Origin of the sequence: Streptomyces sp. Qhu_M48, assembly GCF_051305195.1 — a bacterium.
GTDB lineage: Bacteria > Actinomycetota > Actinomycetes > Streptomycetales > Streptomycetaceae > Streptomyces.
On sequence record NZ_CP195432.1, the window covers coordinates 4348048 to 4366455 of the forward strand.

The following is an 18408-nucleotide window of genomic DNA, read 5'->3' on the forward strand; positions in this document are numbered from 1 at the left end:
GCCCCGCACATCCCGCTCGCCTCTCATGTCGCGCACATCCAACACATCCATCACATCCCGTACATCCCGTACGTCTCAGTCCGTACCTGCACCGCCCGGAGGAATCCCCCGCATGACCGTCACCGAACAGGCCGCACCCGCCCGGCAGGTCCAGCCGGCCGAGGAGCGCCACGCCGCCGAACTCGCCTTCCTCGCCGCCCAGGACCCCGGCCCGCGCCCGCCCGGCTGGGCCCTGACCCCGCGCGCGGTCGTCACCTTCGTCTGCGGCAGCGACGGCGTGGAGCTCGCCCTGCCCAAGCGCCGCGCCGGGCTGCCGTCGAAGCTGGAGATCGCCCCCAAGTTCGTCGGTGAGCGCGCTCTGGTGGAACGGTGTGTGGTCACCCTCGCCGGAGAACGCGGACTGCTGCTCACCGGGGAACCCGGTACCGCCAAGTCGATGCTGTCGGAGCTGCTCGCGGCCGCCGTCAGCGGGACCAGCGCACTGACCGTGCAGGGCACGGCGGGTACCACGGAGGACGCGTTCCGCTACGGCTGGAACTACGCCCTGCTGCTCGCCCAGGGCCCGACCCCGCAGGCCCTGGTCGACTCCCCCGTCCTCTCCGCCATGCGCACCGGGCGGGTGGTGCGGGTGGAGGAGATCACCCGCTGTCTGCCCGAGGTGCAGGACGCCCTGGTGTCCATCCTGTCCGACCGGCGCGTCACCGTGCCCGAACTGACCGCGACGGAGGACGCGGTGGTCGGCGCGGCGCCCGGCTTCACCGTGATCGCCACCGCGAACCTGCGCGACCGGGGGGTCTCCGAGATGTCCGCCGCGCTGAAGCGGCGGTTCAACTTCGAGACGGTGGGTCCCATCGCGGACGCCGACGCCGAGGCCGTTCTGATCCGCCGTCAGGCCGTCGCGGCGGTGCAGCGGGCGGGCGCGGCCTTCGGCGTCGACGACGCCGTCCTCGACGCCCTCGTCACGGTCTTCAGGGACCTGCGCTCCGGGCGCTCGACCGAGGGCTGGGACGTGGAACGGCCGGGCACGGTGATGTCGACGGCCGAGGCCGTGCAGGTGGCGGCGTCGCTCGGTGTCGCCGCCGCCTACCTGCCGGGCGGGGACGTCCTGGACCTGTTGCCGGGCCATCTCCTCGGCGTCGTACGCAAGGACGATCCGGCCGACCACGCGCGGTTGCTGGGCTACTGGGACGGTCCGGTCCGCCGTCGGGCCGAGAGCGGCTCGGCGATGTGGCGTCGGCTCTGGGACCTGCGCGGGAGCCTGCGGTGACGACCGTCGAGCCGAGCGACCCCAGGGCGGCCGTGGAGACGCTGGCCGCGTCGCGCGAACCGTACCTGCTGGGCGTGCGCCACCACAGTCCGGCGCTGGCCGCCGTGGTGCCCGCCCTCCTGGAGGAGGCGGGGGCGGAGGTGGTCTGCGTGGAACTCCCCGCGGACTTCCAGCCCTGGCTGGAGCATCTGGCGGACCCCGAGACGGTCGCCCCGGTCGCGCTGGCCGGGGCGGGCGAGGGCGGACGGCTGTCGTTCTACCCCTTCGCGGACTTCTCGCCGGAGCTCGCGGCGGTGCGGTGGGCGCGGACCCACGGGGTGGAGGTCGTGTGCTGCGACCTGCCGCTGTCCGACCCCGGCTGGTCGCCGCCCGTCACGGCTGGGGGCCGGGGCGAGGGGACGGAGCGCCCCACCGGGGAGGAGGAGGACCGTGACGGTCCGGCCGACCGTGACCGTGACCGTGACATTGGGGAAGGCGGCGACGGTACGACGGACATGGGCACCCGCCGTACCGGTCCGCGCGCCGGGGAGGACGAGGAGCCGCGCTCCTTCGCCGGGGCGCTCGCCGCCGCCGGTACCGGACGGAACGGTGAGGACATGTGGGATCGCGCCGTGGAGGTGCTCGCGCCCGGGTGCTCTCCCGAAGCGGTGCGGCGCGCGGCCTTGGGCGTGGGCTGGGCGCTGCGCGCCGACGGCGCGGTGCCCGCCACGGATCTGGCCCGCGAGGCACGGATGCGGCAGGTGGTCGCCGCTGCCTCGACGGGAGGCCGCAGGGTCGCCGCCGTGATCGGCGCCTTCCACGCGCCCGCCCTGCTCGTGGACACGGCGACGGGCGCGGGCACGGCCCCGGCCCCCTCCTCCGGGGTCGGGCCCGGTGGGGCGCAGGCGGCCACGGCCGCGCCGGTTCCCGCCGGGAACGGGGCCGGCCTGGTTCCGGTCGCCACGTCCGGTCCTGTGTCCCCCGAGGGCGGGCCCGGCCGGGCGTCGGCCGTCGCGGACGCGCCGGTGACCTCTTTCGTCCCCTACTCCTTCGACCTGCTCGACTCCCGGTCCGGCTACCCCGCCGGAATACGCGACCCGCTCTGGCAGCAGGCCGTGCTCACCGCGGCCGGCGACCCGGACCGGATCCGTGGTGCGGCCGCCACCGCGGTGACAGGGGTGTGCCGGGAGCTGCGGCGCGCGGGCCACACCGCCGGTACCGGCGAAGCCGCGGAGACCCTGCGCCTCGCCTGTGACCTGGCCACGTTGCGCGGACTGCCGGCGCCAGGGCGCGGCGAACTCCTGGAGGCGGTCACCACCGTCCTCGGACAGGGCGAGCCCCTCGGCCGCGGCCGCGCGCTGGCGCGCGCCCTGGAGGCGGTGTTCGTCGGCACCGCGCGCGGCCGGATCAGCCCGCGCGCACCCCGTTCCGGTCTTGGCCCCTCCGTGGAGGAGGAACTCGCACGGCTGCGGCTGCCCGGCTCGGGAGACTCCGACTCCCGCGAGGTACGCCTCGACCCGCTGCGTTCCCCCCTCGACGGTCGCCGTGAGGTGCTGCTGCAGCGTCTGCTCACCATCGGCGCCTCCTACGGCGAGCCCGTCCCGGTCGCCGCCACCGGCGACGGCACCGCGCTCGGCACCAAGTGGCGCCTGCGGTGGACGCCGTCGGTGTCCGCGCGGCTCGACCTCGCCGGAGTCCGCGGGGTCACCTCGGCCCAGGCCGCAGCCGGCACCCTGGGGGAGACCGCGCGGCGCGAGGCCGCCGAGGGTGGCCCCACTCCGGCCCAGATCCTGGCGGGGTTGTCGGCCGCCGTTCGCTGCGACCTTCCCGAGCTTGTCGACGCGCGGCTGCGGGAGGCCGCCGCCGTGCTGCCCGACACGGCCGAGCTGCCCGAACTGCTGGCGGCGCTCGACCTCTTGGAGGGTGTGCGGCGTGGCCACCACCCCGGCGCCACCTCGGACGCCCGCGCCATGGCCGGGGCTCTCACGGGTGAGCTCCTGGAGGCCGCCGTGCGGTCGCTACCGGGACTGGCCGGGAGTGACAGTGCCCCGGACGCGCGGGCGCTGGTGGCACTCGCGGACCGGACCGCCGCCCGGCACCTGGGCCTCCGCCTCGACCGGGCGCTCGCCGACCTCGCCGCCGAGGCCTCGCCGTTGATGCAGGGCGCCGCCCTCGCCGTACGGGTGATGCTGGACCTCGATCCGGCCGTCGGGCTGGGAGAGCGGGCGGCCGACTGGATCGAGGGAGCCACCGCTCCCCCGGCCCGGCGGGCCCTGACGAAGCGTCTCGCGGGGCTGCTCACGGCCGCCGGACCACTGCTCCAGGCGTCCCCTGATGCGCTCACCCCGTTGCTCGACCGGGTCGAGGCCCTGGGCGACCAGGACTTCCTCGACCGGCTCCCGGCGCTGCGGGGCGGATTCGACGTACTGGCCCCGGCCGACCGGGACCGGCTGCTGAGCACGGTGACCGAGCGGCTCGGTGACCGGATCGACCTCTCCCTCGATGTGCCGCCCGAGCTGCTCGCCCTGTGGACGGCGGCCGACGCGGCAGGCCTTGCGGCGCTGAAGACGGTGGCGCTGTCCGGTCCGGACGCGTCCGTGGGGTCCCGTCCCACGCCCGACTCGGCCACGCCCGGCTCGGCCACGCCCTTCACCGCTGTGGCCGCCGCCGGAGCGGCCGAGGAGGCCGCGGCCGAGGCAGCCGCGCTCCGGGCCGACACGAAGCAGGTCGAGGCCGCGCCGGGCGGAACCGAGCCCGCGGGGGCGCTCACCGCCGGTTCGCCGGACCGGCGGCTCGGGCACGCGGACCGCTGGCGGCTCCTTCTCGGCCGGCACAACGACCGGCTGCCCGCCGACGCGCGCCGCTACGCGCTCGCCCTGGACGAGCTGTACGGCAATGGGCGCGGAGAGGGAGCCGACGACCTCGACGGCGGATCCGGTCGGGGCGGACAGGACCCCTCCTTCCCCACCGCCCGGGAGTGGTCCCAGGAGTTGGAGGCCCTCTTCGGAGCCGACGTACGCGAAGAGGTCCTGGCCGAAGCGGCGGACGCTGGGCGGTCCGACGTGCTCACCCAGCTGGACCCGGCGGCCGTACGTCCGTCGGTCGAGCTGCTGAGTTCGGTGCTGTCGCTGGCCGGTGGCATGCCCGAGGCGCAACTCGCCCGGCTCCGGCCCCTGGTGAAGCGGCTCGTCGACGAGCTCGCGCGCGAGCTCGCCACCCGCCTGCGCCCGGCGCTCTCCGGCCTGGCCACGCCTCGCCCCACCCGCCGGCCGGGCGGTCGCCTCGACCTGGCCCGTACCCTGCGCGCCAATCTCGCCCACACACGCCGCACGGAGGACGGCCGGGTCTTGGTCGTACCGGAGCGGCCGGTGTTCCGGACACGGGCGAGCAAGGAGGCGGACTGGCGGCTGATCCTGGTGGTCGACGTCTCCGGATCGATGGAGGCCTCGGTCATCTGGTCGGCGCTGACCGCCGCGGTGCTCGGCGGCGTACCGACCCTGTCCACGCACTTCCTGGCGTTCTCCACCCAGGTGGTGGACCTGACCGACCGGGTCGAGGACCCCCTGTCGCTGCTGCTGGAGGTCCGCGTCGGCGGGGGTACGCACATCGCGGCGGGGCTGGCCCACGCCCGTTCGCTGATCACCGTGCCGAGCCGCACCCTCGTCGTGGTGGTCAGCGACTTCGAGGAGGGCGCACCGCTCGCCGGGCTCCTCGGCGAGGTGCGTGCGCTGGCCTCGTCCGGCGCGCACCTCCTGGGCTGCGCGGCCCTCGACGACGCCGGCACGCCTCGCTACTCGGTGCCGGTGGCGCGCCGACTCGTCGCCGCCGGCATGCCGGTGGCCGCCCTCAGTCCCCTCGCTCTCGCCCGTTGGGTGGGCGACCGCCTCCGTGGAGAACCCCGTTGAGCACCGAAGTCCTGCCTCCCGTCGCCCCCGAGGTCCTCGCCGAGGCCGTGGAGCAGCTCAGCGCACGGCTGCGCAAGAAGCTCGACGCCGCGATCGCGGGGTGCGCCGCATCGGCCGTACCCAGCGCCGACGGCTCCGTCGGCGTGCGCTTCGGCGAGGACGCGGCGGTCACCCTGCGCCCCGGCCCCTCGGGGACGGTCGCCGCCGCAGCACAAGCGGTCTGTACGTGTCTGCTGGCCCCGCGCTGCCTCCACCGGGCGGCGGCGCTCGGCGCGGCGCCGATCGCGGACCCGGCCGCGGATCCCGGATCTCAGGCGGCTACGGACGCGGGGATGCCGCCCGAGACCGCCGCGGTATTGGGAGACGGTCCGGAACCCGTCACCGCGGCCGTCGCCGACTCACCGGCCGCGCGCGCCGAGGGTACGGAGAGTCCTGCGCCCGCGCTCACGGCCGCCCAGGTCCGGGCGGCGACCGCGCTCTGGGAGGCGGCCGCCGAAGCGCTGTCCGCAGGTGTCATGGCCGGTGGGGCGGTGGTCCAGGCCGAGCTGCTGCGCGCCGCGCACACCGCCCGGCTGGCCGGGCTGCCCCGCGCGGAGGCGGCCGCGCTGCGTGTCGTGCGGGGGCTGCGGGCCGCACGGGAGCGCGGTCAGGGCCAGCGGCTCGGCGACCTCACGAGCGGCTTCCGCGAGTTGCTGGCCGGCGCCGCCCTGCTCGTCGCCGGATCCGCCGGATCCGGAGCGACCGGCACCTCGCGCCGTTCCTACGAGGCGGGCGGCAGCCTGCGGGTGTACGGCCTGTGCCGGGAACCCGTGCTGTCCGCCACCGGGTACGGCGGTGTGACCACCCACCTGCTGGGTCCTGACGGCTCCGGCTACACGGTGTCCGACGTACGTCCCGGGGGGCTGGCCCGCGCGCGGGGGGCGGGGTCCGCTTCCGTGGCGCTCGGCGGGGCGGTCCTCGACCACGCGGGACTCGCGCGCGGGGGGCTGCGGATCGTCGGCGCGACCGTGTCGGCGGACGGGCGGCTCGGGACGGGCCGGGGCGTGAACGCGACCCCGCTGCGCGGTGTGGACTGGTCCGAGGAGCCGGCGGCCACGCTGTTCGCCCGACCGGTCCACGAGGCGATGGCCGTCGCGCTCGACGGCGGCTCGCACGGGGCGGGCGCGACAGACGGGACCGAGGCGTCACTCCTGGGCTGTGACGTGGTGGTGGTCGGCGCGGTCGGCGAGTACCTCGTGGCCCGTGTCGCCGACGACGGGCCACTGGTACGGCTGCGCGCCGCGCACCCCCATCCCGAGCTGCCGCACACCGCCAACCTGCGCAGGATCGCGCAGCATCCGGGCCTCGCGCTGCGGGTTCTCGGCCGGCCCGACCTGGAGCGGGCCGCGACGCTCCGGCCGCTCGCGGTCGGACCGGTGCCGGGGGCCTCGCACACGCTGCGGCTGCCGGAGGAGTGGCTGGGCCGGGCCGACCTGGGGTACGACCGGCTCCAGGGCAGCCACTTCCCGACCGGGGCGGCGCGCCCCGAACCGTCCGGTCCGGTGGCCGCCGGACCGGATCCGCTGGCGGACGCGCCCCTGTGGCGGGTGCGGCGGCTCCTGGAGACAGGGGTCGCGGGCGGGCGGCGTGCGGTGGCCGAGGCCGGGCGCGGCTCGGACACGGCCGCCGTCGTCGCGCCGCTGCGCCGGGCGGGGTTCGGTGGCGCCGCGCAGTTGGTGGCCGCGCTGACGGCGGAGGCGGACCGGCGCCCGCGCGACGCCTTCGGCCGTCTCACCGACGGTACGGCCGACGGCTACGCCCGGGCGTGGCTGGCCTCGGCGGTCCATCTGGCCGCCGCGGAACGGTCGTTGGTGGCGGCCTCCTGGTGCTGACGTGATCGACACGCCTGGCGGGGTGGCTACGGGGGGAGGGAGGTTCGGTGTGTCACGGGGCCGGGGCCGGCCTGCGGTTCCAGGGCATGCGGGACCAGGGCAGGGTCAGCTCGGTGCGGTCGGAGACCTCCTGGGGGGTGAGGTGGCTGAGCGGCGCGGCCTCGTGGTGGCGGGCGTAGACGGTGTCGACGTAGCGGTGGCCGGTGTCGGGAGCGAGGAACAGGACGGTTCGCCCGGGGGTGCGCTCGCGTTCGTGGCGGGCCGCGAGGTAGGCGGCACCGGTCGACAGGCCCGCGAAGACGGCGTGGCGACGCAGGAGGTCGACGGCGCCGGAGAGGGCGGTGTCGAAGGAGATCCAGTGCAGGGTGTCGTACAGCTCGTGGGAGACGTTTCCGAAGGGGATGGAGCTGCCGATGCCGGCGATGATGATGTCGGGGTCGGAGGTGTGCTGGGCACCGAAGGTGACGCTTCCGTAGGGCTGCACGCCCACGAGTTCGACGTCGGTGGGGCCGCCGTCCGCCGTGCGGAGGTAGCGGGTGAGGGCTCCGGTGGAGGCGCCGGAGCCGACTCCGCCGACGACGGTGAGCGGGTCCGTGCCGGTCTCCTCGCGGACGCGGTCGGCGATGGCGCGGTAGCCGAGGTAGTGGATGTCGTCGTGGTACTGACGCATCCAGTGGTACTCGGGGTGCTCGGCGAGGATCTCGTGGACTCTCCCGACGCGTCGTTTCTGGTCGAGCTTGAGGTCGTCGCAGGGTTCCATCTGTTCCAGCGTGGCCCCGAGGACGGCGAGTTGGGTGCGCAGGGTGTGGTCGACCGTCGTGGAGCCGACGATGTGGCAGCGCATGCCGTGCCGGTGGCAGGCCAGGGCGAGGGCGTACGCGTAGATGCCGCTTGAGCTGTCGAGGAGGGTGTCACCGCGCCGTACGGCTCCGGTGTCGAGGAGGTGGCGGACCGCGGCGAGGGCGGAGACCACCTTCATCGTCTCGAAGCGCAGGCAGACGAGCCGGTCGTCGAGGCGTATCAGGTCCGGCCGGCCGATCGCCTCGGCGATGTGCTGGTCCATTCGGGGGCTCCCTGGGTGGTCGGCGTGGTCGTGAAGGTGCGGGTGGTGGGGATGCCGTGGGCGTTCAGGGCGTGCCGGCAGAGGCGTACGCGGCGCCGCAGGCCCGGCGTGGCCGGGTCGAACAGGACTCCCGCCACCGTGCCGCTGTGCGCGATCTGGACTCCTGCCGCCCCGGCCCGCCGGGCGACGGCCGTCAGCGCGTCGAACTCCGGGTGTCCGAGCACCTGTTGGCCGCGCCGGGCGCTGGCGGTGGCGACCTCGCCCAGGAGCGCGACATCGCCTGCGGCCATGGCCCGGCGCAACAGCGTGCGCAGCCGCTCGAAGTCCTCGACATCGGCGTCGGAGGCTTCCCGTACGGGCAGGGCGAGGGTGTCGACGGGTACGCCCCCGCCCAGGGCGCAGCCCACGACGACCAGGGGCGGCAGGGCGGCGCCGAGGACCTCGATGACCCGGCCCTGCCGCTGGGCGAAGAGGACCGGAGGGCCGTCGAGCATCAGCGGATCGCTCGCCAGCTCCGCCCGGACGGCCAGGCGGGCGACCGTCGCGGGGGCCAGGCGGAGTCCGTACGCGTCGGCGACGGCTCCGACGGTCGCGATGACGTCGCTGCTGGAGCTGCCCATGCCAAGTCCCACCGGCACGTCCCCGGCGAGCCGCAACACCCCGCCACTGGGCGGCAGTCCGGTCCGCCGGGCGCACTCCTCGATCGCGAGGACCGCGGCGCGCGCGGCTTTCGTGCGGTCGGCGGGGACGACGGTGAGTGCGTGGGGCGGCGTTCCGGGGCGGCGGGCGAAGTCGGCGCGGCTGCCGGGGCCCGCCATGGGGAGGGTCACCAGGCCCGCGCAGCGGCGTCCGTCGGCGTCGAGGAAGACCCCCTGGAGGAGTTCGCCGTGGTGACAGGGGGCGTGCGCGGTGCCGGTGAGGAAGGTGTCGGTGTCGGTGTCGGTGTCGGTGTCGGTGTCGGTGTCGGTGTCGGTGGGGAAGGGTCGGCCGGTCTCGGTGGGGAGGGTGACGTTTTCGGTGCCCCCGGTGCGGCTGGGGCGGGCGCCGCTTCCCGCGCCGGGACGGACTGTGACGGTGGCCCGGTGGGGGGCGGGGATCATGCGCCGCCGCCCGTCCGGTACCGGTAGATGACCGTCTCCTCGGCGCTGAACTGGGAGAAGGGGAAGGGCTCCGCCGACAGGGCGGTCACTCCGGCGCCGAGGAAGGCACGGGCGACGGCGCTGCCGGTCTGCGCGTAGACGATCAGCGGGATGCCGCGGGACCGGCAGCGCTCCAGGACCGTGTCGAACGAGCCGTTGCTCAGCGTCATCCCGGTGGCGACGACGGCCTCGGCCCGGTCGAGGACCTCGTGCATGTCGTCCGTGACGGGGTCGCCCCACTGGGTGGCCTTGAGGTTGAAGTCGCAGGGCAGGGGTTCGCCGCCGCGCTCGCGGATCGCCGCCACGAGCGGGTTCACCACACCGATGAGGCCGACCTTCGTGCCTGCCTCGATGTCGAGCAGGCCCGCGATGGCCGCGTCCCGGGCCTTCGCCCGTACCTCCGGGACACCGGCGGGGAGGATGACGGGCTCGGCATCGCCCTCTTCGGCGGCCACCCGGTGCGGGCGGGTGTGGGAGAGGTAGGCGTCGAGGGCGGCGATCCGCAGCGGGCGCGGGGCGTCGCGCAGCAGGACGTCGAGCGGCGCGCCCGAGGAGTCGCGACAGATCTCCGGGGTGATCTCACCGGCCTCGAAGGCGCAGCCGCCGAAGGTGCCGCCGAGACGGACCAGGACGTACTGGTTGAGGTAGGTGGTGTCACCGCCGGCCAGCCGGGTGCCGTGGTGGATCCAGAACACGCTCGTCGCGACGAGCTCGGAGGGGAGCGGGCCGTGGCCACCCGACAGGACGTCGGCGACGAGCCGGTCGACGGAGGCTGCGGAGGTGTCGACCACGGACGGGGCGGCGGAGCGTGGTGCAGCGGTCGACGTCGTGTGCACAGGCGTGGGCGTGGGCTGGGGCGTGGGCTGGGGCGTGGGCTGGGGTGTGGGCTGGGGTGTGGGCTGGGACATGTGATTCCTTGTCATCGGGGAGGGGATTCGTTTCACGGGGTGGTCCGGAGCCGGCTGTCGACCGGCCCGCGGTACGTCACGGTGGGGTGTCCGAGGGCGTCGGTGGTGAGTTCGGCGTCCACCTCGAAGACCTCGGCGAGGCGTTCGGCCGTCAGGACGGCGGCGGGCGGGCCGGAGGCGATCAGGCGGCCGTGGTGCAGGAGCAGCAGCCGGTCGCAGTACCGGGCGGCGAGGGAGAGGTCGTGCAGGGCGACCAGGACGGTCCGGTCGGTCCCGGTCAGCAGCTCCATCAACTCCAGTTGGTGTTTGACGTCCAGGTGGTTGGTGGGTTCGTCGAGGAGCAGTGCGTACGGCTGCTGGGCCAGCGCGCGGGCGAGGTGGGCACGTTGACGCTCGCCGCCCGAGAGCGCCTTCCAGGACCGGTCCGCGAGCGCGGTGAGCCCGACGACCTCCAGGGCCGCGGCGACGACCGCCCGGTCGTGGGCGTCCGCTCCGCGCCAGCGGTCCCGGAACGGGGTGCGTCCCAGGCCCACGACGTCGGCGACCCGTAGATCACTGTCCGCGCCCGAGTCCTGGGCGACGAAGGCGACGTGACGGGCGATCCGGCGCGGGCTCCACTCCTGGACGGACTCTCCGTCGTAGCGGATCGTGCCGCCGTCGGGGGTGCGGAGACCGGCCAGGCAGCGCAGCAGGGAGGACTTGCCCGAGCCGTTGGGGCCGAGCAGTCCGACGGTCTCACCGGGGGCGACGGCCGCGCTGACCTCGCGTACCACGGGGGTTCCCGCGACCGACCAGCTCAGGTTCTCCACGGTGATCCTCACAGTTCACCCCGCTTGCGCAGGACGAGAAGGAACAGCGGTACGCCGAGCAGCGCGGTGATCACACCGACGGGAACCTCGCGCGGGGCGAAGGCGATCCGCGCGAGGGCGTCCGTCCACACCAGGAACACCGCGCCCGCGAGAGCCGCGTACGGCAGCAGCACCCGGTGCGGCGGGCCGACGAGGAACCGCACGCCGTGGGGGACGATCAGTCCGACGAAGCCGATGGCGCCGACGGTGGCCACCGCGACCGCGGTCAGCGCGGCCGTCACCACGAGCAGCAGCATTCTGGTGTGCCGTACGCCGATCCCGAGCGACGCGGCCGTGTCCGCGCCGAACGCGAGGCCGTCGAGGGCGTTCGCGCACAGCCAGGCGAGCACCAGGCCCAGCGGGGTGACGATCGCGGAGACCACCACCGTGTCCCAGCGGGCCGGTGCCATCGAGCCCAGCAACCAGTGGGTGACGGCCCGTGTGGTGTCCGCGTCGGCCGAGGCCATCAGGACCAGCGAGGTCAGCGCGGTGAGGAGCTGGCCGACGACCACGCCGGTGAGGACGATGCGGACCGAGTCGAGTCCGGTCCGCCGCAGCAGCAGGAGGAGCAGGGCGAAGGAGAGCAGCGCGCCGACGAGCGCACCACCGGTGACGCCCAGCGTGCTCGCGCCGACCCCGAGGACGACGACGGTCACGGCTCCCGTCGACGCGCCCGAGGAGACACCGAGCAGGTAGGGGTCGGCGAGGGCGTTCCGGGTGAGCGCCTGGAGCACGGCGCCGCACACGGCGAGCGAGGCGCCCACCAGCGCGGCCATCAGGACGCGCGGCAGCCGCAGGTCCCAGATGAGGGAGTCGAGCAGCGGGGGCAGCGGTTCCACGTCCAGTCCGATCCGGGTGGCGAGGACGCGGGCGAGATCGGTCCAGCCGATGTCGGCGGTGCCGACGCGTACGGCTGCCGCGATCGAGCCCACCAGCGCGACGACCGTGACGAGGAGCAGGAGGAGACGCGAAGGCGGGGCGGTGCGGGGGGACGCGGAGGAACCGGCCGACTCGGCGGCCCCAGTGGACCCGGTGGACCCGGTGGACCCCACAAGCCCGGCGGACCCCACAAGCCCGGCAACCCCGTTGAACCCTTCGGACCCGACGGACCCAGCGGACCCGGCAGACCCGGCAGCCCCCAATGCCCCCGTGGAGTCCGTCTCCCGTTCGGGTTCCCTCGCCGACGGCAGCAACAGGTCCGCCCGTCCCCTCCCCGACAGCGGGTCAGCGGGCATGGCCGAGGTCCTTCATGCCTCGGGCGAGCAGCCCGAGGGTGTGGACGGAGCGCACCGAGGGGTCGAGTTCGATGCCGGGGACCTGGAGGATCTTGTTGTCCCGGACCGCGGCCAGCTTGGAGATCACCGGGTGTCCGGTCATCGTGGCGCGCTTCTCGGCGGCGCTGTCGCCGGGCCGCCCGCGCTCGGAGAGGTCGCCGATCACGATGAAGTCCGGGTCACGTCGGGCGACTTCCTCCCAGGAGACCTCCGGCCAGTCCTCCGCGACGTCGTCGAAGGCGTTCTCGGCGCCGATGATCCGGCTCATCTCGCTGGGCAGGCTCGTGCCGCCCGCGACGTACGGCATGCCGTTGAAGACGGAGTAGAGGTAGACCACGGTCGGCCGGTCCGCGCCCTGGGGGACCTTGGCGGCGGCCCTCCCCGCCTCGGCGACGGCGGCGCGCTGGTCGGCCACGAGGGCGCCGGCCTTCCTCTCGGCGCCGAAGAGTTTGCCGAGGTTCTCGTAGTCGGAGAAGAGCAGCTCGAAGGGGGTCTTGCCGGCCGGGTTGTGCTGCGGGCAGTCGACGGCGCTGACGAAGGTGGGGACCTTGAGGGCGGCCAGTTCCTCGCGGGTGCCGGCGCGGTCCTTGGTGTAGAGGTCGGTGGAGCCCGCGACGACGAAGTCGGGTGTGACGGCGCGCAGTTGCTCGCCGGTCGCGATCTTCGGGGCGATGACAGGGACCTTGGCGTAGGCGGCCTCGTACACCGCGGGGATCTTCGTCTTGAGGTTGGCCGTGCCCGCCATCCGGTCCTGGAGTCCGAGTTCGAGCAGCGTCTCGGTCGACGTCTGGTCAAGCGCGACGGTCCGAGCGGGCGGCCCGGCGAAGGAGACCTCGCGGCCACAGCTGGTGACGGAGACCGCCTTGGCGGCGCCTGTACCGGCGGTCGGTCCGGCAGCGGGGCCGCCGGTGTCGCCGGTACCTCCGCCGGTCGTGGCGGCGCAGCCCGCGGTGGCGAGGGCGAGGGTCAGGGCGATGCCGAGACGGACGGGATGGCGCATGGGTTCTCCGGTCTGGGAAGGGCGGCATGGGTGTGGTGACGCACCGGGTAGGAGCGCCGCGTTCGAAGGGTACTGTAATGGCAATCATTTTCATTAACGACCCCGGGGGCGGTTCCACGCGCCGCTCCCCACCTCCGAGGAGCGACCCCACCGTGTCCACCACACCCACGCCGACCGCGAGCAAGGCCCCTGCCCCGCCCCCGCGTTCGGTCCTGACCGACCCGACCTTCCTGCGCCTCTGGGCCGGGACCACCGCCTCCGGTCTCGCGACCTGGGCCCTGCCCTTCGTCCTCGGGCTCGCCGTGCTCCACCGCGACCTCGACGCCGCGGGCCTCGGCCTGGTCCTCGCCGCCCGTACCGTCGGCTTCCTCGCGGCCGTCGCCGTCGGAGGCGTACTCGCCGACCGGCACTCCCGCCGCGCGGTCGTCCTCTGGTCCGCCCTGGCGGCCGCGGCCGCCGCGCCGCTCCTCGCCGCCGGCCTCGGGCGCTCGCTCGTGCTCATGACGGCCGCCGCCGCCCTCGCCGGCGCCGGACAGGGGGCCTGCCGCCCGGCCTTCCAGGCGCTCACCGCGGAGACCGTCGCACCCGAACGACGTCAGCAGGCCAACGCCGCCATGACCATGTCCGTACGCGGTTCCACCCTCGCCGGACCCGCCCTGACGGCACTGCTCGCCGCCTTGCTCGACGTCCCCACGCTGTTGCTCGGCATCGGGCTGCTGTGGCTGGTCGCCGCGCTCGTCCCGGGCAGGGGCTCCATCGCCGCAGCCGTCACAGCCACCGCGACCACACCCACCGCCGCAGCCACCGCGACCGCCGATCCCGCCCCGCGCGGGGGGTTCCGCGCCGAGTTCCTGGAGGGCATACGCGAGGCCCGGCGCCACCCCTGGTTCCTCGCGGGGCTGGGCGCGCTCGTCGCCGTCATCGCCCTGGGGTACTCCGCCACCAGCGTCGCCCTGCCCCTGATCAGCCGGGACCGCTACGGAACCGAGTGGGTCCTCGCCGCGGCCATGACCGCGTACACCGTCGGCGCGCTCGGCGGAGCCCTGCTCATCGCCCGGCTGCGGCCGCGCTCCCAGGGCTGGGCCGCGTTCGCCGGGCTCGCCGCCTACGGAGTCGCGCCGCTCAGCCTGATGCTGCCGGTGCACCCGTTCGTCGTCGTCGCCGCGTACGCCGTCGCCGGGATCGGCATCGAGCTGTTCAACGTGCCCTGGTTCACCGCCACCCAGCGCGAGGTCGCCCCGGACAAACTGGCCCGGGTCTCCTCGCTGGACTTCCTGGTGTCGTACGGCCTCGCCCCCGTCGGCCTCGCCCTGATCGCCCCCGCCATCGAGCACTTCGGCGTCACGGCCGTCCTCGCCACCTGCGCCACCGCCTGCTTCCTGGTGCCCGCCGCCGCGGCCCTCGTCCCGACCGCCCGCCATTTCGCCCGTACGGCGCCGACAGCGAAGGAGTGACACCGCACGCGACGCGCCCCCGGTGGACGGTTCGTGCTCGTCCCCCGGGAGTGCGTCCTGCGGAGTGGGTCGGGCCAGGCGTGGTCGCCCCCGAGGGGCCACGTCGGGGATCCATGAGCCGTGGATGCCGGCGGCGACGCGGCGGGGCAGGTGAACCGCCGCGATCCGGTCCGAACAGACTCGGGGACAGCAGCGGCTGCGGGTGCCGTCGCTCGATCAGGCCGAACAGCGTGAGGAGTACGGCCGCCAGGGCGAAGGCCCCCACCACGTGGAGGTCCGTCCAGCCGGAGCGGCGTGCGCCGGTCAGGCCCCGAAGAGCGCCGGGCCGACGAGCAGCACCCGGCGGCGGCCCCGGAGGTCCGCCGCGCGGCCACCGGCGAGCAGCAGCGCCCCGGAGGCGAGCCGCAGGCGTCGACCACCCACGCGGTGCCGCTGTCCGGGAGGCCCGCTCCGGCACGTATCCGAGGCAGCGCCACGTTCACGATCGACGTGGCCGGCATGAGTGCGGGCCCCCGGCCGGGTCGCGGGACTCCGGGGAGTGCGGGCCTCCGGCCGGGTCACCGCACCGTCCCCCACCACGCCCCGGCCCGCGCGCCATGGGTCGCGGGATCGCCGGTGGCTCCCTCGCCGAGGGCCAACCGGGAGACGATGCGGTAGCGGTCGCCTCGATAGAGGGAGCGGACGTACTCGACGGGTCTGCCGTCCGTGTCGGAGGTGGTCCGGTCGAAGAGCAGCGCGGGTGACAGGACCGGAACGTCCAGCAGGGCCGCCTCCTCCTCGCTGAGCACGGTCGGTTCGATCGACTGGACCGCGTGGGCGGTCCGGATCCCGCGCCGCTCGCGGAGGTGGGTGTAGAAGCCGCCTTCCATGTCGGCGACGGTGAGTCCGGGGACCAGGTCGGCCGGGACGTGGAGGTTCTCCAGGGCGATGGGGGCACCGTCGACGTGCCGGAGGCGGGTCACCCGTACGAGCTGCGCGGCCGGTGAGATCGCGAGCCTGCGGCCGATCCGGGCTCCGGCCCTGACCGTGCGGAGTTCGAGCACCGTGCTGGTCCAGCTGCCCGGGCTCCTGGGGGCCCCTGCCGCCCGGTTCTCGGCGACGAGTTCCTGGGTGATCTTGTCGGGGGCGACGAACATGCCGCGGCCGTGCTCCCGTACCAGCAGGCCGGTGGCGACGAGTTCGTCGACCGCCGCGCGCAGCGTGGGACGGGACACGCCGAGGGTGGCGCAGAGGGTGCGCTCGGAGGGGATGGCGTCGCCGGGCCTGCGGCTGTCGATCACGGTGAGCAGATGCTCCCGTACCCGCTCGCGCTTGAGCTCCATCCTGTTCCCTCCCCCGTACGCCCCCGTGGGTCGCCTCCCCGGGTACGGCTCGACTGGGGGTCAGTATGCATCCCCCTCGGTCGAGGAGGTCACGAGACCGTCGCGGGTGAAGTCGAGCCGGGAGACGATGCGGTAGCGGTCGCCCCGGTAGACCGAGTGGACGTACTCGACCGGCCGCCCCGCCGTGTCGAGGGTGAGGCGTTCGATCAGCAGGGCGGGCGAGAGGACGGGGACGTCCAGGAGCGCGGCCTCGTCCTCGCTGACGACGGTGGGCTCGATGGACTGGGTGGCCTCCCGGACGTGGACCTGGTGGTGCTCCCGCAAGTGGTCGTAGAGGTCGCCCGCCTCCAGCTCCTCCGGGGTGAGCGCGGCGCCCACCAGGTCCGCCGGGATGTGCAGGTGCTCGATCGCCATGGCGGAGCCGTCGACCAGGCGGAGGCGGGCGACGTAGAGGAGTTCGGCGGCGGGCGAGAGGCGGAGCCTGCGGCCGATGCGGGCTCCGGCGCGGATCGTGGCGGACTCCAGGACGGTGCTGGACCAGCTGCCCGAGGCGCGGGGGACGGTGAAGGCCGCGTCGTCCGGGGCGAGCTGTTGGGTGATCTTGGCGGGGGCGACGAACATGCCGCGGCCGTGCTCGCGCACCAGCGCGCCCGTGGCGACGAGTTCGTCGACCGCCGCGCGCAGCGTGGGACGGGAGACCCCGAGGGTGGCGCAGAGGGTGCGCTCGGACGGGATCGGGTCGCCCGGGCCGCCCGCCTCGATCAGGCCGAGCAGGTGTTCGCGTACCCGCTCCCGCTTCAGCACCCCGCTGGAGGAACCGTCCTTCATGTGACGCCCTTCATGCCACTCTCCCTGACTGGTCAACTGGTAAATCCGATACTAGCCAGATCTGTTGACCTGTCACTGGGTGAACAACTCATGTTTTTCAAGGGATTGACGGCTCACACGGTCCGTGCCACCTTCTGGTCACACACCTGACCACTTGACCAATTGGTCAACCATTCATCGAGGTGCTCGTGAAGACTCGTCCCCTCGCCGGCTCTGTCGCCCTCGCGGCGGCCGTCGTCCTCACCGCCACGGCATGTGGCGGATCGGGTGTCCCGGCAGCCTCCGGCGGACCGGAGAAGGTCACCGTATGGATCATGAAGGACAGCGTCACCGACGCCTTCCTCTCCCGTTTCCGCGCCGGCTTCGAGGCGGAGCACAAGGACATCGACCTCGACCTCCAGATCCAGGAGTGGGACGGCATCGGCGAGAAGGTCACGGCGGCCCTGGCCAGCAAGGACGCCCCCGACGTCATCGAGGTCGGCAACACCCAGGTCGCGCAGTACGCGGCGAGCGGCGGCGTCCGCGACCTCAGCGGCAAGACGGCCGAGCTGAAGGGCGCCGACTGGCTGCCGGGGCTCGCCGAGCCCGGCAGGGTCGACGGCAAGCAGTACGGCATCCCCTGGTACGCGGCGAACCGCGTGGTGATCTACCACAAGGACCTCTTCGCCCGCGCGGGCGTCACCGCTCCCCCGAAGACGCAGGCCGAGTGGCTCTCCGTCACGGCGAAGCTCAACCGGGGCGGGACCCAGGGCATCTACCTGCCCGGTCAGAACTGGTACACCCTGTCCGGCTTCGTCTGGGAGGGCGGCGGCGACCTCGCCGTGAAGGACGGCGCCGGGTGGAAGGGGTCGCTCGACACCCCGCAGGCCCTGGCCGGGATGGACTTCTACCGGCGGCTCCAGGCTCTCGGGAAGGGGCCGAAGGACTCCGACGAGGCCAAGCCCCCGCAGGCCGAGGTCTTCGCCGAGGGCGACGTCGCCCAGATCGTCGCCGTACCCGGCGGCGCGAAGATCGTCGAGGAGATCAACCCCGCGCTCAAGGGGAAGCTCGGCTTCTTCCCGGTGCCCGGCAAGACGGCGGGGAAGCCCGGCGCGGTCTTCACCGGCGGCTCCGACCTCATCGTGCCGGAGGCCTCGACGCACCCCGAGGCCGCCTACGAGGTCGTCAGGGCGCTGGCGGGCGAGAAGTGGCAGACGGACATGGCGAGAACGATGAGTTACGTGCCCAACCGCACCTCCCTCGCGCACGTCATCCAGGACGACGAGGGGACGGCCGCGATGGCCGCCGGGGCGGCGCAGGGCCGGGCGACGCCCAACTCCCCGCGGTGGGCCGCCGTCGAGGCCACCAACCCGATCAAGCAGTACATGACCGCCGTGCTGACGGGTACCGATCCCGCACGGGCGGCGGCGACCGCCTCGCGGAGCATCACCAAGACCCTCGGCTCGTGAGCGGTCCCGTGACCGATCTCGCGAGCGGCCGCGCGGGCGGGGACGGAACCGGTCCCGGATTCGCCCGTACGACCGATCCCCCGAGCGCCCGTACGACCGACG

Annotated in this window: 13 protein-coding genes; 5 read left to right on the top strand and 8 right to left on the bottom strand. The window is 74.4% G+C overall.

What is annotated here, in order from left to right; all coding sequences use genetic code 11:
* Window positions 1-112 precede the first annotated feature (112 nt).
* The 3 genes from ACRRSS_RS19800 to ACRRSS_RS19810 are packed head-to-tail and all read left to right on the top strand — an operon-like array spanning window position 113 to window position 7022.
* On the top strand, window positions 113-1267 hold the full coding sequence (locus ACRRSS_RS19800) for an ATP-binding protein (RefSeq protein WP_351908017.1): 1155 nt from the start codon (window positions 113-115) through the stop codon (window positions 1265-1267).
* A complete protein-coding gene (locus ACRRSS_RS19805; protein WP_435972440.1) occupies window positions 1264-5151 on the top strand; it encodes a vWA domain-containing protein in 3888 nt (1295 codons plus the stop codon). Before ACRRSS_RS19800 ends, ACRRSS_RS19805 begins: the two co-directional genes overlap by 4 nt.
* Window positions 5148-7022 (top strand): hypothetical protein, encoded by a 1875-nt coding sequence (locus ACRRSS_RS19810; protein ID WP_435972441.1) that lies wholly within the window; start codon window positions 5148-5150, stop codon window positions 7020-7022. The genes ACRRSS_RS19805 and ACRRSS_RS19810 overlap by 4 nt, the downstream gene beginning before the upstream one ends.
* Window positions 7023-7074: 52 nt before the next feature.
* Here the strand turns inward: ACRRSS_RS19810 and ACRRSS_RS19815 are convergent, their stop codons facing one another.
* The 6 genes from ACRRSS_RS19815 to ACRRSS_RS19840 all read right to left on the bottom strand — a co-directional run bounded on the left by ACRRSS_RS19815 (window position 7075) and on the right by ACRRSS_RS19840 (window position 13254).
* Window positions 7075-8085 (bottom strand): pyridoxal-phosphate dependent enzyme, encoded by a 1011-nt coding sequence (locus tag ACRRSS_RS19815; RefSeq protein WP_435972442.1) that lies wholly within the window; start codon window positions 8083-8085, stop codon window positions 7075-7077.
* The gene (locus ACRRSS_RS19820; RefSeq protein WP_435972443.1) at window positions 8043-9185 is read right to left on the bottom strand and encodes a GHMP family kinase ATP-binding protein; all 1143 of its coding nucleotides are present in this window, start codon (window positions 9183-9185) and stop codon (window positions 8043-8045) included. The genes ACRRSS_RS19815 and ACRRSS_RS19820 overlap by 43 nt, the downstream gene beginning before the upstream one ends.
* Complete coding sequence (locus ACRRSS_RS19825; protein ID WP_435972444.1) at window positions 9182-10132, bottom strand: Rossmann-like domain-containing protein; 951 nt, start codon at window positions 10130-10132, stop codon at window positions 9182-9184. Before ACRRSS_RS19825 ends, ACRRSS_RS19820 begins: the two co-directional genes overlap by 4 nt.
* Before the next feature lie 32 nt (window positions 10133-10164).
* Entirely contained in the window at window positions 10165-10953 is a 789-nt protein-coding gene (locus ACRRSS_RS19830) for an ABC transporter ATP-binding protein (protein WP_435972445.1), read from the bottom strand.
* Window positions 10950-12032, bottom strand: a complete 1083-nt coding sequence (locus tag ACRRSS_RS19835; protein ID WP_435972446.1) for a FecCD family ABC transporter permease — start codon at window positions 12030-12032, stop codon at window positions 10950-10952. The genes ACRRSS_RS19830 and ACRRSS_RS19835 overlap by 4 nt, the downstream gene beginning before the upstream one ends.
* 172 nt (window positions 12033-12204) lie before the next feature.
* A complete protein-coding gene (locus tag ACRRSS_RS19840; RefSeq protein WP_435972447.1) occupies window positions 12205-13254 on the bottom strand; it encodes an ABC transporter substrate-binding protein in 1050 nt (349 codons plus the stop codon).
* A 152-nt stretch (window positions 13255-13406) separates the two neighbouring features.
* On the opposite strand from ACRRSS_RS19840, the gene ACRRSS_RS19845 reads away from it, so the two are divergent.
* Entirely contained in the window at window positions 13407-14708 is a 1302-nt protein-coding gene (locus tag ACRRSS_RS19845) for an MFS transporter (protein WP_435972448.1), read from the top strand.
* 557 nt (window positions 14709-15265) lie between these two features.
* Here the strand turns inward: ACRRSS_RS19845 and ACRRSS_RS19850 are convergent.
* Together ACRRSS_RS19850 and ACRRSS_RS19855 are read right to left on the bottom strand one after the other, a co-directional pair.
* Window positions 15266-16030 (bottom strand): GntR family transcriptional regulator, encoded by a 765-nt coding sequence (locus ACRRSS_RS19850; RefSeq protein WP_435972449.1) that lies wholly within the window; start codon window positions 16028-16030, stop codon window positions 15266-15268.
* Between the two features lie 60 nt (window positions 16031-16090).
* On the bottom strand, window positions 16091-16858 hold the full coding sequence (locus tag ACRRSS_RS19855; protein ID WP_435972450.1) for a GntR family transcriptional regulator: 768 nt from the start codon (window positions 16856-16858) through the stop codon (window positions 16091-16093).
* Window positions 16859-17046: 188 nt separating this feature from the next.
* Between ACRRSS_RS19855 and ACRRSS_RS19860 the strand changes: the two genes are divergently transcribed.
* Window positions 17047-18306 carry an extracellular solute-binding protein gene (locus ACRRSS_RS19860; RefSeq protein ID WP_435972451.1) on the top strand — a complete coding sequence of 420 codons (1260 nt, stop codon included), beginning with the start codon at window positions 17047-17049 and terminating at the stop codon, window positions 18304-18306.
* Window positions 18307-18408: the final 102 nt, after the last annotated feature.